The sequence below is a fragment of the Methylibium sp. genome, assembly GCF_035762065.1.
GTDB lineage: Bacteria > Pseudomonadota > Gammaproteobacteria > Burkholderiales > Burkholderiaceae_C > Methylibium.
Window position 1 is genome coordinate 16,588 of record NZ_DASTPW010000044.1, and the last position, 15,396, is coordinate 31,983.

Sequence of the window (15,396 nt, forward strand, 5' to 3'; positions counted from 1 at the left end):
TCAGCGCACCTGGTTGATCAAGGTGGCGCCTTGCGTCGCGACCCGGTCGCCCGCCATCAGGCCCGAGGTCACGACGGCGTTGACGCCGTCCAGGGGCTCGGTCGTGACCGTCCTCGGCTCGAAGCGCTCCGCGGCAGTCTTGATCCAGACCACGGTCTGGTTCGCCGAGTTCTTCATCAGCGAGGACACGGGCACGGAGATGCCCTTGACCTTGTCCTTGCTCTGCACGAACACACGCGTGGGCTGACCGACGGCAAGCTGGTCGAGCGCGGCGCCCTGGGCGCGGAACGCCAGCGGCAACGCCTGCTCGCGCAGGCTGCGCGAGGCACCGACGAAGATGAGGGGCACGCGCTTCTCGCCGATGGCCATCGTTGCGCCGCCGATGTTCGACGCCAGTGCAGCATCGAAGGCCAGCGCCTCGATGCGCAGGCGCGAGGGGTCGACGATCTCGAAGATGAGTTCGCGTGCATCCACCACCTGGCCGGCGACGACGTTGGCCGAGGCGATCACGCCCGACACCGGCGCCAGCAGCGTTTCGCGGGTGGACAAGCCGGCGCCGACCGCCGCGATGCGTGCCGCCAGGCTGGCGGCCTCGCTTTCCACCGCCTCGATTTCCTTGCGCGGCACGGTGTCGGCCAGTTCCTGCAGGCGTGCGATGCGCTTGTCGGCCAGGGCTTTCGCGGCGCGCAACTCGGCCAGCTGGGCGGACTGGTTGGAGCGCTCGATCGGCGCCGCCGACGGCACGACATAGGCCAGCACCTCGCCCTTACGCACCGCCTGCCCGGGGTTGGGCAGGCCCCGCGGCCCGGACTCGATCCGGCCGGCGTTCAATGCCTGCACCTTGCCCCCGGCATTGGGGTCCATCAACACCTTCGCGCCCAGTTCCACCGTGCGCGGCAGCTCGGCCGCTTCGGTCAGGACCGTTCGCACGTCGAGCTGGCGCTGCGCCGGCTTGGGCAGGAAAACGCTGCCGTCGGGCTGGCGCTGCGGTCCATTGGCGGTGGGCGCCGCGGGTGCGTCGCCATGGTCATGACCATCGCCCGCTCGGGCCGGAGCGAAAGCCGCCAGCGCGATCAGCAGCGCCAGGCAGGACGTGACGAGGGCGCGCTTCATGCTGCACCTCCGGCGCGAACGCTGCGCGCAGCCATCACGCGACGACTGCCCCATGCGAGCAAAACGATGGCGGCGATGCCGGCCACCGCCCAGCCGGCGTACCCCTTCCACGAGTGGGTGGGCGCGGCCTCGTCGGCATGGGCCGCCTCGTGGAGGTCGAATTCACCGGCCAGCAGGTCGGCTTCGGTGCCGGCCGTCACCGTGGCAGTGACGGGCAGCACGCCGGGCTTGGGTGCTTCGGCCAGCACTACCTCGTACTCGTCGTCGCCTTGCTTCACCGCCTTGAACTTCGCGCCGCCCATTTCAAGTTCGATCTGCGCGTCGCGAACCGGGCTGTTGTCGGCAAAGCGATCAAGGTAGAGCGTGATCTGCTTGCCGCTGATCACACCGACGAGTTCAAAGGTCTCGGAGACGGCTGAAAAGCGCGGAAGCGCCTGGCCGCTGGCTGCGGGAGCGGCGTCGCCGTGGTCGTGTCCCTCGCCAGCCCAGGCAGCGGGGGCGACGAAGAAGGCTGCGACAAGCAGTGCGGCAAGGAGGTTGGTGACTGTCATGGGAAGGGTCCTGAAGAGTTCGATCAGTGCGTCACTGAGGGAGCAGGCCGAGAGCCTGTCGCCATGCAGAGATCGCCGCGGCGAGTTCGATACGGGTGCGTGCGGCCTGGCGTTCTGCCTCGGCTGCTTCGGCCTCGATGCGCAGCCGCGTCGGCAGGTCGGTCTCGCCAAGCCGGAACGACCTGTCGAAAAAGCCGCGTGACTCGCGAGCGAGTTGGGCGCGTCGTTCCGCGGACGCGAGCTGGGTCCGGGCTGCTTCGACGCGCACGCGAGCGGCCTCTCGTTCGGCCGCCAGGCGCTCTCGCTCCAAAGCCAGCTCCGCCTGCACTTCCGTCGCTTCGGCGCGGGCCTTGGCCGTGCGGGCGTCGTGACGCGGTCCACCGCCGAACGGGATGCGCACGCCCAGCGTGATCGTCTGCTGGGAGATCTCTCCGAAGACGCCACGCTCGCGGGTGGTCGCAAGCGTGAGCTCGGGGTTGGCGCGCGACTGGGCCGAGGTCAGCGCGGCCGTGCGTTCGGCGACCGACGCGCGATCCTTCAGCGCCTGCACTGCGGCGTGTCCCTCGACCTCGGCCGGCTCGCCGCCGGGGTCGGGCTCCGCAAGGCCGCTGTCGGACCCGACTGCCGGCGAGCTGCCCGCGATGAACCGGAGTTGTTGTTGTGCAGCGGCCAGGCTGGCTGTGGCCTGGGCCAAACTCGATTCCGCGGCTGCGACCGCACCGTCGGCCTGATGCTGGTCTGCGCGGGCCAGATCGCCTGCACGGGTCCGCTTGCTCACGTCCGCGGCGATCCGGCGGGTGTTGTCAAGCTGATCGCGGGCGCTGTCGGTCTCAATGCGCGCGCGAAACCATTGCCACCAGGCGTCGCGCACCGTGGCTGCCAGCCGCAAACGCGCGGCACTGGCCCGGCTCTCGAGCGCGGTGCCTTCGGCATCGGCCAGGGCCGCGCTGCGGCTGCGCTCGCCCGGCAACCAGATCGGCACGGCGATGCCCACTTCGAGTTCGCGCGCGCCTTGGTTGCGGTTCAGGCGGTCGGTCTTGTTCGACAGCTCCAGCGCCGCCGGCTCGGGTGTCCAGGATCGGGCGGCCTGCTGCTGTGCACGGGCCGCATCGCGTCGCGCCTGCAAAGCCAGCGCTTCGGGTTGGCGCGCCCAGGCCGCTTCGAAAACCTGCTTGAGGTTCGCGGGCTCGGCGCCCATCGTGTTCGTCTGAGCTTGCGCGGTCCATGCGCAAGTTGCCCACGCAGCTGCCGCTGCAGATCGCGCAAGCCAAGCTGTCGCTCGTGTTCTTCGGTGCATCCGATGCTCCAGTGTTGACAACAACCCACGGGAGATCGGCAAGGGGCGACCAAAAGGTCGCGTCGTGCCCGACGGTGCCGCGTTCAGCGGCACGCGCTCAGGCGCGCACGGGCTTCAGTGAAGGAGGAGACCCGCCTCGCCGATCAGGCGAGGGGACGCCACTGAGGGCGTTCGGGTCGTGGCGGCGCATGGGCACCGCCATAGACGGCGCTGCGGTCGTCGAACGTCGAGCAATGGATGACGGTCGGCACAAGACACACCGACGCGGGCATTGCCGAACACTGACCGTGGCAGTGATGGCCGTCGCTCTTAACCTTCTGCGCGCCGGTATCGGCGTCTGAGTCGGACGCGTCGGGCGTATCGCTGTGGCCGTGATCGTGATGCCCGAAATGCATGGCGTGGCTGCCGCCCTCATGCGAGTCGTAGTGAGCGGCCTGCGCCCAGGCGGACTGGAACGGCAGGAGGACGAGCAGGAGGATGGAGAGCCAGCGACGCACGATGCCGAGTCTAGCGGCAGCGGTCGCCGAGCGCCGAAAACGAAGCACGCTTTTCATCCGGAGCATGACCTCGACTCGTCACCCGCTTGCTGGACCAGCGGGCAGGGCACCGAGCCGTACGAGCAGAACGCGCAGCAGTCGCCGTGGCGAGGGCGCAGCATCGCGTGGCAGTGCGGACATTCGTGCATCCAAAGGCAATGATCGGTCGGCATCGACTCGGTTGTGCTGCACGCGCAGTGCGGACACGTGAGCGTCGAGGTCAGAACGACGGTGCTCACGATGCGGCAGGGCTCACGTCGGGCGACCGAAGCTCGACGCGGGCCTGGCGCACCACCGACCATGCGGCCGCGAGCGCGAGGCCGCCCATGATCGCGGCCACGGTCAAATCGGGCCAAGCGCTGCCGGTGCCGAACACGCCGAGCGCCGCAGCCATCACCGCGAGGTTGCCGATCGCATCGTTGCGACTGCACAGCCACACCGAGCGCATGTTCGAGTCGCCCTCGCGCCACGCGTAGAGCATGACCGCGACCGCGACGTTCGCGATGAGCGCCAAGGCGCCGATCGCACCCATCGTCGCCGGCTCGGGCACCGTGCCGCTCGCCGCCGACCAAGCCGCCTTGGCGAGCACGAAGACGCCGAAGGCGCCCATGGTGAAGCCCTTGAACAGCGCGGCGCGTGCGCGCCAGGTGAGCGCCATGCCGAGCACGAGCAGCGAGATGCCGTAGTTGGCCGCGTCACCGAAGAAATCCACGGCGTCCGCTAGCAGCGAAACCGAGCCGGCCTGCATGCCGCCGAGGACTTCGATGCCGAACATCAGGGCGTTGATGGCGAGCGCCATCCACAACGCACGCCGATAGCGTGGGCTCTGCGCGGCGGTTGGTGTGGCGCAGCCGTGGCTGCAGCAGGCATCGCTCATGAAGCATTCCAGAGAGTCGAGTTCGCATTGGAGACCCTGTAGCGGCTTCAGAGTCAAGCGCTACGATCAAGTGCCTCCACACGCGGTGCCCGCTTGCGTCGCACGCTCGCCATGTCCGACTTTCTTCGCGTCACGGGTCTGTTCTTCATCACCGCCTTGGCTGAGATCGTCGGCTGCTATCTGCCATGGTTGGTGCTGACGCAGGGGCGGCCCGTGTGGTGGCTGTTGCCCGCGGCAGGCTCTCTTGCAGTTTTTGCGTGGCTGCTGACGCTGCATCCGAGCGCGGCCGGGCGGACCTACGCAGCCTATGGCGGTGTCTACGTCGTGGTCGCGTTGCTGTGGCTGTGGCGCGTCGATGGCATCGTGCCAACGCGTTGGGACTTGATCGGCGGTGCTGTGTGCCTCGTCGGCATGGCGCTCATCGCGCTGCAGCCGCTTCCCCGGGCAACTTGAGGCATGGACGATGAAGATTGGTGAACTGGCCGCAGCGGCGGGCACGCCGGTCGAGACCATTCGCTACTACGAGCGTGAGGGCCTCTTGCCCGCAACGCCACGCAGCGAGGGCAACTACCGCATTTACGAAGCCAGCCATGTCGAGCGGCTTGCCTTCGTGCGGCACTGCAGATCGCTGGACATGACGCTGGAGGAGATCCGCGTGCTGTTGGGGTTGAGGGACGCGCCGGAGGCGGAGTGTGGTGGGGTCAACGCTCTGCTCGATGAGCACATCGGCCACGTGGCGACACGGATTCGAGAACTACGGAAGCTCGAGAAACAGCTCAAGGCGCTGCGCGACCAATGTGACGAAGTGCGTGACGCGGCGCAGTGCGGCATTCTTGGCGGGTTGGCGCGCGAAGCGCAGCGTGCGGTTCTGCGACGGGCCCCCATTGGCGGCAGTCATGGCCGTCCCGAAGGTCAACGGCCGGCTGCTCGGCGTCGAGGTGCTGCGCGTTGAGCTCATCGACATGATGGAAGCCACCGGAATCCGTGCGACGACAGTTCGGCGGACGCCTGGCGCGGCGGTGGTTGCTTGCCGCCGATGAGCGTGAACTAGTCTGCCCAGAACGGCTCGCATGCGCGGGAGCTTGGCGACGGCGCCCATCTCTGGCACATCCGTGGCCTATCGCTGCCTTCACGGGCCCATGACCAAGCGACGCAATACATCGATGGACAGCGCGGTCGCGACGCCGATCACCAGCAGAAGGAACGCTTGTCGGATGCGGCGCTCCGGCAGGTGATGCACGAGGAGGCGCCCTGCCACCATGCCGGACACCAGCGATGTGGCAAACCAGGCTGTCAGTGGCCAGGGCAGCGTGGCGCCCTGGAGCACCGACGCCGACGCACCGAAAGCTGTAACGAAAGCGGTGACCAGCAACGAAGTGCCGACCAGCATCGATGCGCCCAGCGGGGTGTAGCGCGACAACAGCGGCACGAGCACGAAGCCGCCTGACACGCCGAGCAGACCGGAACAGAACCCCATGACGCCCCCGATGAACACGAAGCCGACCCAGGTATCGCGCGTCCAGATGAAGCGGCCGGTGTCGGGGTTCAGCAAGGCGACGTGGCCCGTCGGTGCGTAGCTTTCCGCTTCATCGCGCGGCGCGCGACTGACGATCTGGCGCCAGGCGACGAACGTCAACACGCCGATGAACAAGAGGCGCAAAGCCACGTCGGGCAGGCGTTGTGCAAGGGCTACGCCAAGGGCCGTGAATGGAAACGCGGCCATCGCGATCACGATCGCCGCACGCCAACGCACCGTTCGTCGAAGCAACCCTTCGATCGCACCGACGCAGGCGGCGAACGAGACGGCGATCAGAGCGACGGGCGCTGCTTGCTGCATCGAAAAGCCGAGCCCGAACACCAACGCCGGCACGGCCAGGACACCGCCGCCGGCTCCGGTGATGCCCATCAAGACGCCGATGATCGAGCCCAGAAGCCACGTCATGATTTGCTGCAACCTTAAGTGACGGTCCGACGCGCGGCTGAACGGTGCCGAGGTGCCGCGATGACGTTATGGCTTCTCGTCGCTCCAGATGGGTCCGAGGGTCTGCGCCCTCTGGTGCTCGATCCGGCTCAGACGCGCCGGACCTTCAAGACGGGTGAGGGTGCTTTCGCTGCAACCGTCGGGCCAGGCAAGCTCGCACATCGGCCGACGCTGCGCCGCCTCGCCGCCGTCACAAGGAAAGGCTCGAACGCGCTTCTAGTATTCGACTAACATCGAACTATGGAAGAAAACGAGATTGTCCGGTCGCTGTCCGCCCTCGCACATCCGGTCCGGCTGCGGGTGTTCAGGGCACTGGTGGTCGCAGGGCGCGAGGGCATGCTGCCCGGAACGATGGCAGAGGGCCTCGGCATCCCGGCCAACACCCTGTCGTTCCACCTCAAGGAACTGGCGCACGCCGGTCTCGTGACGCAGGAGCGCGCCAGCCGAAACATCATCTACCGCGCTGCCTTCAGTCATATGAATGCGGTGCTCGGCTATCTCACCGAGAACTGCTGCCAGGGCGCTGAGTGCTCGATCGACGTGGCGTCGGCTGCCTGCCCCTGTTGAACCCAACGGAGAAACGATCATGACTGAGTCCAAGGACTACAACGTCCTCTTCATCTGCACTGGCAATACCGCGCGATCGATCCTCGCCGAAGGTCTGATGAACGACCTCGGCAGCCGACTGCCAACCCGGCGCTTCAAGGCCTACTCCGCCGGCAGCCAGCCCAAAGGGGTGGTGAACCCCTTCGCGTTGCAGACCCTTGCGAACTGGCGAATTCCGACCGATGGTTTTCGTAGCAAGAGCTGGGACGAATTTGCGAAGCCCGGCGCGCCCGTGATGGATTTTGTGTTCACGGTCTGCGACAACGCGGCGGGCGAGGTGTGCCCGTTCTGGCCCGGCCAGCCGATGACCGCGCATTGGGGCGTGCCCGATCCCGCCGCCGTGGAGGGCACCGACGAAGAGAAGGCGAAAGCCTTCCTGTCTGCGGCGGTGACGCTCAAGCGCCGAATCGAATTGATGCTCGCCTTGCCGCTGCCTTCGCTCGATACGCAGCGCATCCAGCGCGAGATCAAGGACATCGGAACGCGCTGATGAGCGACGTTCCCCGCAAGCTGCTCGCCGAGGCGCTCGGCACCGCGCTGCTGCTGGCCGTGGTGATCGGCTCGGGCATCATGGCCGAGCGCCTGTCGGGCGGCAACGTGGCGATCGCGTTGCTGGCCAATACGCTGGCAACCGTGGGGGGTCTGTACATCCTGATCGAGGTCTTCGGGCCGATCAGTGGTGCGCACTTCAACCCCGCGGTGTCGCTCGCGATGACTGCACGCGGTGCACTGCCGCGCTCGTTGCTCGGTCCCTACGTTCTGGTTCAGCTGCTCGGAGCCATGTTGGGCGCATGGCTGGCGCACGCGATGTTCGATATGAGCATCGTGCAGTTCGCGACCAAGGTCCGCAGCGGTACCGGACCATGGATCGCCGAGGCTGTAGCGACCGCAGGCCTGCTGCTGGTCATCCTGCGCGCGCCGGCTTCGCGCGTCGCGGCCATGGTCGCCTGCTACATCGGCGCAGCGTACTGGTTCACTGCATCGACCTCGTTTGCCAACCCCGCGGCAGCCTTCGGCCGCATGTTCAGCGACAGCTTCGCCGGCATCGCTCCGGCCAGCGTCCCCGGCTTTATCGCGGCCGAGTTGGTCGGCGCGGCGATCGGCGTCGGCATCCACCTTCTGCTGAGCCCGCGTCAGGCCCCGCAAGCGTCGGCAGGTCGGGCCGCGACCGTCGAGCGAACCACGGCCATCGAGTAGGCAGCATCGCATGAGCGACATCACGATCTTTCACAACCCGGCCTGCGGCACGTCGCGCAACGTATTGGCTTTGATCCGCAACAGCGGCGTCGAGCCGCGGATCGTCGAGTACCTGAAGACCCCACCGGGCCGCGCCGCGCTCACCGACTTGCTTGCGGCCCTCGCTGTGCCTGTGCGCAGGGTGCTTCGCCAAAAAGGCACGCCCTACGACGAACTCAAGCTCGATGACGTGAAGTGGACCGACGACGAACTGATCGACTTCATGGTCCTGCACCCGATCCTGATGAACCGGCCCATCGTCGTGACGCCGCTCGGTACGCGGCTGTGCCGGCCGTCCGAGGTGGTGCTGGACATCCTGCCTTCACCGCAGCGCGGGCCTTTTTCCAAGGAAGATGGCGAGTCAGTGATCGACGAGGCAGGCCGCCGTGTCCATCCTTGACCTGAGTCTGCCGAACGTCGAACAGCCCCTGTTCGATGTGCCGAGCGGCGCACGCCTGTCGATGGTCGCGTCGTCATCCAATGCCCCGCGCTTCTTGCTGCTCTACGGTTCGCTGCGCGAGCGTTCTTACAGCAAGCTGCTCACGCTTGAAGCCGCGCGGCTGTTGGTCGCGATGGGTGGCGAGGTCCGCATCTTCGACCCTGCGGGCCTGCCGATGCCCGACGCGTCGCCGGACACGCACCCCAAAGTGCAGGAGCTACGCGAGGCGGCGGCCTGGGCGGAGGGCATGGTATGGACATCGCCCGAGCGACATGGCGCGATGACCGGGATCATGAAGGCGCAGATCGACTGGATCCCGCTGAGCGTCGGAGCCGTGCGCCCCACGCAGGGCAAGACGCTCGCGGTGATGGAAGTGTCGGGTGGGTCGCAGTCCTTCAATGCCGTCAATCAATTGCGCGTGCTCGGGCGATGGATGCGGATGATCACGATCCCGAACCAGTCGTCGGTGGCCAAGGCATTTTTGGAGTTCGACGACGCGGGGCGCATGAAGCCGTCGGCGTACTACGAGCGGGTGGTCGACGTGATGGAAGAGCTCATGAAGTTCACGCTGCTCACGCGCGACGTGGCGCCTTACCTGGTCGATCGCTACAGCGAGCGCAAGGAAAGCGCCGAGGCTCTGTCCGAGCGGGTGAACCAACGTGCCATCTGAAGGGCCGGTGCCATGAGCATCGGTCTTCGATGGCGAACCATCGCCGCGCTGGGCGCGGCCCAGACGCTCGCCTGGGCCTCGTCGTACTACCTGCCGGCGATGCTGGCCGCGCCGATGGCGCGAGAACTCGGGATGTCGGTGCCAACGGTCTTCGCCGCGTTCTCGGTGGCGCTGATCGTGTCGGCGCTGCTGGGCCCGTGGTCGGGTCGAAGCATCGACCGCTGGGGCGGTCGGCCGGTGTTGCTTGCGACGAACCTCGTCTTCGCTGTGGGCCTCGGGCTGCTGGCGATGGCGCAGGGCACGGTCGGCGTGTTCGCAGCCTGGGTCGTCATCGGCGTCGCGATGAGCAGTGGCTTGTACGAAGCGGCCTTCGCGGCGCTGGTGCGCCTGTACGGCCGTGACTCGCGCAATGCGATCACGGGCATCACGCTTGTCGCTGGATTTGCGAGCACGGTCGGCTGGCCGTTGACGACGCTGTTCGAGGCGCAGTTCGGATGGCGGGGTGCCTGTCTTGCCTGGGCGGCGTTGCACCTTGTGCTGGGCCTGCCGCTGAACGCGCTGCTGCCGAAGGTCGCGTTAGCGACCTTGCACGGCGTGCCGCCTGCAGATGCCGGCGGACCCGAGGACGAAGCACGACCCGATGCAACCCGCGCGGCTGTCCTGCTGGCCTTTGTGTTTGCCGTGACGTGGTTCATCAGCACCGCGATGGCGGCGCACCTGCCTCGCCTGCTGCAAGCCGGCGGCGCGAGCCTCGCCGCGGCTGTCGCCATCGGCGCCCTCGTCGGGCCGGCCCAAGTGGGAGGGCGCCTGCTGGAGGTCGGCATCCTGCGCCGAGTGCATCCACTGCTGTCGGCGCGACTGGCGGCGCTGATGCATCCGGTCGGCGCTGGTGCGCTGCTGGTGGTTGGCGCGCCGGCGGCAGCGCTGTTCGCTGTCTTTCACGGTGCGGGCAACGGCATCCTGACCATCGCCAAGGGCACGCTGCCGCTGGTGCTGTTCGGCCCGAGCGGCTACGGTCATCGACAGGGCCTGCTGATGGTGCCTGCGCGTCTGGCGCAGGCTCTCGCACCCTGGGTGTTCGGCATGCTGCTCGATCGCTTCGGCGCCGGCTCACTTTGGGTCACCGCAGCGCTGGGCATGATGGCGCTCGTGGCGCTGCTGCTGTTGCCCAGGCTCGACGCTTCCGTGCAAGCCTCGGACGAAACGGGCGCCCATCCGACAAGCTGACTCACATGAGCCTTCGCATCGCATACCAAAGGACGCGCAAGCCGTTCCTCGCTATCCATGCGCCGTGGTGCGCCATACCGCGATCTCGTTCGAGCTGGAGCCGCCGTCGATCGACGAGATGCGCTCCCGAATTGCCGCGACGCTCGATGACCGAGCATCTGGAGACCGGCGAGCGGGCGTTCCTGGTCGATGCCCTACAGGCGCACCGCGGCGCCACGACCGATACCGCGGCTCGCCTGGGTATCGGCCGAAAGACGCTGTGGGAGAAGATGCGCCGGTACGGCATCGACAAGCAGGAGTTCGGCTCGCTGGCAACGGAGGGCGTCGCAGCGGGCCGGTTGAACGGGCGGCGACGTTGCGTTGACGGCGCGGCGGTGCGATGGACAGCACAGGCGAAGCGGGGCGTGAGAATGTCGGACAAGCTCGTCTTGGTGGACTACGAAAACGTGCAGCGGATCGATCTGTCGATCTTGGACGAGAGCTATCGCGCGATCGTGTTCGTTGGTGCCAACCAGCAGCCGCCGAAGGCGGCGAGGCACCCCGCGACGGCGCATCGCTTCAGCCGAGTGGACTTCCAGAAGGTGGAGGGGACCGGCCGCAATGCGCTCGATTTCCACGTTGCCTTTCATCTGGGGCGCACCTTCGAGACGGCGCCGCAGACCGAGTGCTTCGTGCTGTCGCGCGACAAAGGCTATGACCCCTTGCTGCTGCACCTGAACCGGAACGGGGTGAAGTGCCGGCGCATCGAGGCGCTCGAAGAACTGCTGCCTCGCACCCTCCTGGCTGCCGTCGAGCCGCAGGTTGTGTGCAAGCGGTGCGGAAAGTCGAGCACGATCGAGCATCACGCGGGCCGCTGGTGTTCCAACTGCGGTTGCTTCTCCAGTCCCCCTGATCCAGCTCTGCTTCCTTCGCTGCAGCCGGGGTACCGGGACAACACACCGCGTCGGCCGTTCGCAGCCTTGCAGGAACGCGAGGAGGCATCGAGACGCTTGACCGAGTGTGCGTGGTGCGACCAGCGGGTGGACATGGGCGACGGCATCTACGACGACGGCGAGTGGATGTGTGGTGCGTGCATTGCGCGCCATGCCCGTTGACGGGTCTGGCCGACGCTCGGAATTGCGTGCGGGGCGCGTCCCTGCGGCGCAGGGCCGGGCTGTCGTGCTTTGCATCGAGCCGCCGGGAAACGCACCCCAACCCGGCGTCTCGCCCCTGACGGGCTTCCATCCCTCGCGCAACGCGGTCAGGCAGGCTGCGCCTGCGTCGCCCTGACGGCGGCCCGTCCCGTGGCCAGGGATCGCGGTCCCTGATGTCCGTCGCTGCGCGACCGACGGGTCCGCTTGACGAACGGGCCCGCTGCTCGCTGACTTCGCTGCGCTGCGCAGGCTGCGCAGCGAGCCCGATCGTCACCCCGGCCACCCGCCACGCCCGCTGCCGGGCCGCCCTGAAGACCAAGTCAGCTCGGGCCGGCTCGGCCGCCGCGCCAGTCGTTCGCCTGCGGCTTCCTTGGTGGCACGTCGGCCGCAGAGTCGCCGGCCCTCGTGATGGTTGGCTGGCGCCTCGCGGCGGCTGCGGTGCCAGGGATACCTGTCACAGCAGCCGCTTTCGCGCGGGCCCTGGGGCGCTGCGGTCGCTGCTCGTTGAGCCGGTCGAACCCACCGCGATCCCCCCAACTGCGCCCCCGTCCCCACGAGGGGGACTTGTGGGGGGATCTTCGATGCGGTGGGCCGGGTGACCGGCTCACCGTTTCGTGCGTTGGCGACCGCCCGAACAGCCACCCCCACCCCCCGCCCGCCCCCAAGGGCGGGAGCGAGGAGAGCCAAGCAGAAGGATCAGCTTTAAGCAGCCAACACGGATGCGGCCGGTCGTTCTGCAAGGAGAAGGTCATGGCCAACGTTCAAGTCATCCAGCGTCATGCGCACCTGGCGGGCGCCGTCAAGCTCGAGTTCGTCAACGGCCGCGAAGGCAAGGTCGCCAAGGCTGTGCTGACCGCGATCAGCAACACCCGGCGCGGTTCGGGCGACGCCCGCGGAGAGGAGTCCACGGCGATCCAGTGGACGCTGTGGGGCAAGCAGGCCGAGCACGCGGCCGAGTACCTCGGCAAAGGCTCGCACGTGAACATCGTCGGGCGCCTGCGCAACAACAACTACACCGACAACGAAGGGCAGGACATCTATGCCCTGGCCTTCACCGCCGAGGAGATCGACTACCTCGACAGCAAGGCCGAAGGCGAAGCGCGCCGCTCGCGCGGGGCCGGTCCCGACCGGGGCACGCCGTCGGGCGCGGATGCCACCACGGACAGCGCCGGCGCCGCGGCCCCCATGCGCAGCCGCAAGCCCCGCAGCGAACGCCAGCCGGCCCAGGCTGCCGCCTGAACTGCACAGGGCGGGGCGCTTCTCGCCTCGCCCGATCCATCCACGCACCGAATCATGGAGGTTCAAGCATGAACACCACCTCGACCCTGGCCACGCGTTTTGCGCGTAGCACCTTCGTCGTCCGCAGCGAGACGCCGCTCGCCGAGGATCAGATGCGCAGTGCGGCGCCGTCCATCTTTGCGGAGGGCAAGCACATCAGCCGCTCCGAGCGCTACACGCACATCCCGACCATCGAGGTGCTGCGCGGCCTACGCAAGGAGGGCTTCGAGCCCTTCATGGTGGCGCAGAGCAAGAGCCGCATCGAAGGCAAGACCGAGTTCACCAAGCACATGATCCGCATGCGCCACGCGGGCCAAGTGCAGACCCGGCCAGAAGCGAACGAGATCATCCTGATCAACAGCCACGACGGCGCCAGCTCGTACCAGATGCTCGCGGGGGTGTTCCGCTTCGTCTGCTGCAACGGCCTGGTCGTGGGCACCGTCGCCAACGACATCCGCATCCCGCACAAGGGTCGCATTCAGGACGACGTGATCGAAGGCGCGTTTCGCGTGCTCGACGACTTCGAGGGCGTGGACGCTTCGACCGAAGGCATGAAGGCGCTGCAACTTCGGCCCGACGAGGAGAGGGCCTATGCGACGGCCGCGCTGGCGCTGCGCTATGGCGAGCGCAGCGACGGTCAGCCGCCTGCCCCGGTGACCGCCGAGCAACTCATCGAAGCGCGGCGGCCTGAGGATGTTGGCCACAGCCTGTGGACGACCTTCCAACGGGTTCAGGAGAACACGCTGCGGGGCGGGCAGACCGGCCGCACGGCGCAGGGCCGGCGCATCCAGACGCGTGCCGTCGGCAGCATCGACCGAAGCGTGAGCCTCAACCGCGCGCTGTGGGTGCTGGCCGAGGAGATGCGCAAGCTGAAGCACTGAGCGCTGAGGGACCACGCTGGATTCGGCCCTCGAATCCAGCGCACTCCGGCTGCACCGCCCGACCATCGGGACGGTGCTTGCGTGCGTTTTGGACTGAAGGCGCGCTCGCCGGCTGGCGCCGGCTCGCGAGGTCCCGGCCGCCGGCCGTCGAGGCGCGGCGGCCGGGTACGGTCGCGGGAGGCGCTCCGGCCTTCGCACGGCGGAGCCACGCTTCTACTTCATCGCCCCTGTGACCAGGTCATCAAGGTCCACGTGGCGATCGATGCCGTCACTGCGGTGGCGGCGTGTGTCAGCCACGGCTCCCACGCGGACGACGTTCGAGAGCTCGCGGTCTGCACTGCCGTGGCAAGACGCTGCAGCGACCGCTCGACCTCGACACGAAACACCTCGCGAGCCGCCTCGGCGAGTGCTCTCGACTGGACTTCCTGCGCCCGTCGCGAGGCTTCCTCCGTGCGCTTCACGATGTGCTGGACCACCTGCGTCCGGGCGGTGTCGCTGACGGCCACCATGCGGCCTTCAAGCGCCTCGATCGCCGCCGACAATTGCGCGCTCGCCTCGGCGCACGCTTTGCGCGACGCGTCGATCCCCACCCCCATCGCTTCGACCCGATCAAGCAGCCCCGCGATGTCGCCGATGGCCTCGACGATCAGTGCCTCGCGCGCCGTGCTCGGGGTCATCACGCCGCCGCGCTGTCTGAGAGCTGCGTCGTCGTGTCGGCTTCGCCCATCAGGCCGAGCGCCGCAAAGCACGCGTCCAGTTCCGGCAGCACGCCATGCGCCAGCCTGCGCGTGGCCAACTTGTGCGCCAGGGCAAGCTTCTCCGCGGAATCTTCAGCCCTCGCGATCAGCGCTTTGTAGTCGATCGTGTCGCGCACCCACTCACCAACGTTCATCCCTGTGCTCTTCAGCCGCGCGTAGATCTCGTTCTCGCCGAGCCGGCAGGCCAGGTCGGACTGTGCGACCGGATGGTCGGCCACGAAGTTGAGCAGGGGATGGAAACTGCGTGCCAGTTCTTCTCGATCGTCGACCATGTTGAACAGCAGGCGAACCCGAGACGATGGCACGCCGATCCGCGACAGCTCGACGAGCGTGGCGATGGTGTCCTGCTGCTGCTTCAAGGCCGGGACGGTGGGCACGACGAACGCATCGAAGTCCTCGTGGCTGCCGCGGTACTGGCGCATCAGCTCCAGCAGCTGCTCGACGTTGCTCGCGCCGATGTCGACGATGGCGCTGGTGACGGTCTGCAGGTACTCCTGCAGGTCGGCGAACTGCCTTCCGCGGATCGTCTGGGTCTGGCCTTCGGTCGCGTTCAAGCTCTCGACACTGATCAGGTCGGCGCCGTCGATGCGCGGCTGCAGGAGGTGCCGGGCGACGGTGGACTTGCCCACGTTGCCCGAGAAGTTGATGACGGCGATCTTCATCGCGGCTCCTTGTGACGCAGGAAGGGGTTGGTGATCTGGGTAGACATGAAGGCCTTGGCGACGTCCTCGCCGCGCGGGCCGTTGGCGAAGCTGCTCTGACCGGGTTGGTCGGGGGAGGGTGACCGGCCAGGGGATACGGGTGCCCCATCTC

General features: G+C 67.7%; 20 protein-coding genes. 11 read left to right on the forward strand and 9 right to left on the reverse strand.

The window, feature by feature from the left end; translation table 11 throughout:
* From VFR90_RS12535 to VFR90_RS12560, 6 genes are all read right to left on the reverse strand, one after another.
* Positions 1-1,113 (reverse strand): efflux RND transporter periplasmic adaptor subunit, encoded by a 1,113-nt coding sequence (locus tag VFR90_RS12535; RefSeq protein WP_326406475.1) that lies wholly within the window; start codon positions 1,111-1,113, stop codon positions 1-3.
* Entirely contained in the window at positions 1,110-1,664 is a 555-nt protein-coding gene (locus tag VFR90_RS12540; RefSeq protein WP_326406476.1) for a hypothetical protein, read from the reverse strand. The genes VFR90_RS12535 and VFR90_RS12540 overlap by 4 nt, the downstream gene beginning before the upstream one ends.
* A gap of 31 nt (positions 1,665-1,695) precedes the next feature.
* On the reverse strand, positions 1,696-2,961 hold the full coding sequence (locus VFR90_RS12545; RefSeq protein ID WP_414676533.1) for a TolC family protein: 1,266 nt from the start codon (positions 2,959-2,961) through the stop codon (positions 1,696-1,698).
* 143 nt (positions 2,962-3,104) lie between these two features.
* Positions 3,105-3,524, reverse strand: coding sequence for a hypothetical protein (locus VFR90_RS12550; RefSeq protein ID WP_326406478.1), 420 nt, complete (start codon positions 3,522-3,524; stop codon positions 3,105-3,107).
* Entirely contained in the window at positions 3,512-3,799 is a 288-nt protein-coding gene (locus tag VFR90_RS12555; protein ID WP_326406479.1) for a GDCCVxC domain-containing (seleno)protein, read from the reverse strand. Before VFR90_RS12555 ends, VFR90_RS12550 begins: the two co-directional genes overlap by 13 nt.
* Positions 3,733-4,374: a cation efflux transmembrane domain-containing protein gene (locus VFR90_RS12560; protein WP_326406480.1), complete on the reverse strand. Its 642-nt coding sequence runs from the start codon at positions 4,372-4,374 to the stop codon at positions 3,733-3,735. Before VFR90_RS12560 ends, VFR90_RS12555 begins: the two co-directional genes overlap by 67 nt.
* Before the next feature lie 111 nt (positions 4,375-4,485).
* Between VFR90_RS12560 and VFR90_RS12565 the strand changes: the two genes are divergently transcribed.
* Both VFR90_RS12565 and cadR read left to right on the forward strand, forming a co-directional pair.
* Positions 4,486-4,827, forward strand: coding sequence for a YnfA family protein (locus VFR90_RS12565; protein ID WP_326406558.1), 342 nt, complete (start codon positions 4,486-4,488; stop codon positions 4,825-4,827).
* Between the two features lie 10 nt (positions 4,828-4,837).
* Positions 4,838-5,326 (forward strand): Cd(II)/Pb(II)-responsive transcriptional regulator, encoded by a 489-nt coding sequence (gene cadR / locus VFR90_RS12570; RefSeq protein WP_326406481.1) that lies wholly within the window; start codon positions 4,838-4,840, stop codon positions 5,324-5,326.
* A 177-nt stretch (positions 5,327-5,503) separates the two neighbouring features.
* Here the strand turns inward: cadR and VFR90_RS12575 are convergent, their stop codons facing one another.
* Positions 5,504-6,316, reverse strand: coding sequence for a sulfite exporter TauE/SafE family protein (locus tag VFR90_RS12575; protein ID WP_326406482.1), 813 nt, complete (start codon positions 6,314-6,316; stop codon positions 5,504-5,506).
* A 279-nt stretch (positions 6,317-6,595) separates the two neighbouring features.
* On the opposite strand from VFR90_RS12575, the gene VFR90_RS12580 reads away from it, so the two are divergent.
* From VFR90_RS12580 to VFR90_RS12620, 9 genes are all read left to right on the forward strand, one after another.
* Positions 6,596-6,922, forward strand: coding sequence for an ArsR/SmtB family transcription factor (locus VFR90_RS12580; RefSeq protein ID WP_326406483.1), 327 nt, complete (start codon positions 6,596-6,598; stop codon positions 6,920-6,922).
* Positions 6,923-6,941: 19 nt separating this feature from the next.
* Positions 6,942-7,451: an arsenate reductase ArsC gene (locus tag VFR90_RS12585; RefSeq protein ID WP_326406484.1), complete on the forward strand. Its 510-nt coding sequence runs from the start codon at positions 6,942-6,944 to the stop codon at positions 7,449-7,451.
* Positions 7,451-8,158 (forward strand): aquaporin, encoded by a 708-nt coding sequence (locus VFR90_RS12590; RefSeq protein WP_326406485.1) that lies wholly within the window; start codon positions 7,451-7,453, stop codon positions 8,156-8,158. Before VFR90_RS12585 ends, VFR90_RS12590 begins: the two co-directional genes overlap by 1 nt.
* Positions 8,159-8,168: 10 nt before the next feature.
* Positions 8,169-8,597: an arsenate reductase (glutaredoxin) gene (arsC, locus tag VFR90_RS12595; protein ID WP_326406486.1), complete on the forward strand. Its 429-nt coding sequence runs from the start codon at positions 8,169-8,171 to the stop codon at positions 8,595-8,597.
* 61 nt (positions 8,598-8,658) lie between these two features.
* Positions 8,659-9,306, forward strand: a complete 648-nt coding sequence (gene arsH, locus VFR90_RS12600; RefSeq protein ID WP_326406559.1) for an arsenical resistance protein ArsH — start codon at positions 8,659-8,661, stop codon at positions 9,304-9,306.
* Positions 9,307-9,318: 12 nt separating this feature from the next.
* Entirely contained in the window at positions 9,319-10,533 is a 1,215-nt protein-coding gene (locus VFR90_RS12605) for an MFS transporter (protein WP_326406487.1), read from the forward strand.
* A gap of 146 nt (positions 10,534-10,679) precedes the next feature.
* The gene (locus VFR90_RS12610) at positions 10,680-11,627 is read left to right on the forward strand and encodes a PIN domain-containing protein (protein WP_326406488.1); all 948 of its coding nucleotides are present in this window, start codon (positions 10,680-10,682) and stop codon (positions 11,625-11,627) included.
* A gap of 789 nt (positions 11,628-12,416) precedes the next feature.
* The gene (locus VFR90_RS12615) at positions 12,417-12,905 is read left to right on the forward strand and encodes a single-stranded DNA-binding protein (RefSeq protein ID WP_326406489.1); all 489 of its coding nucleotides are present in this window, start codon (positions 12,417-12,419) and stop codon (positions 12,903-12,905) included.
* Between the two features lie 68 nt (positions 12,906-12,973).
* A complete protein-coding gene (locus VFR90_RS12620; RefSeq protein ID WP_326406490.1) occupies positions 12,974-13,825 on the forward strand; it encodes a DUF932 domain-containing protein in 852 nt (283 codons plus the stop codon).
* Positions 13,826-14,043: 218 nt separating this feature from the next.
* On the opposite strand, the gene VFR90_RS12625 is transcribed toward VFR90_RS12620, so the two are convergent.
* Positions 14,044-14,502, reverse strand: a complete 459-nt coding sequence (locus tag VFR90_RS12625; RefSeq protein ID WP_326406491.1) for a hypothetical protein — start codon at positions 14,500-14,502, stop codon at positions 14,044-14,046.
* Positions 14,502-15,245 carry a StbB family protein gene (stbB, locus tag VFR90_RS12630; protein WP_326406492.1) on the reverse strand — a complete coding sequence of 248 codons (744 nt, stop codon included), beginning with the start codon at positions 15,243-15,245 and terminating at the stop codon, positions 14,502-14,504. Before stbB ends, VFR90_RS12625 begins: the two co-directional genes overlap by 1 nt.
* Positions 15,246-15,396 lie beyond the last annotated feature (151 nt).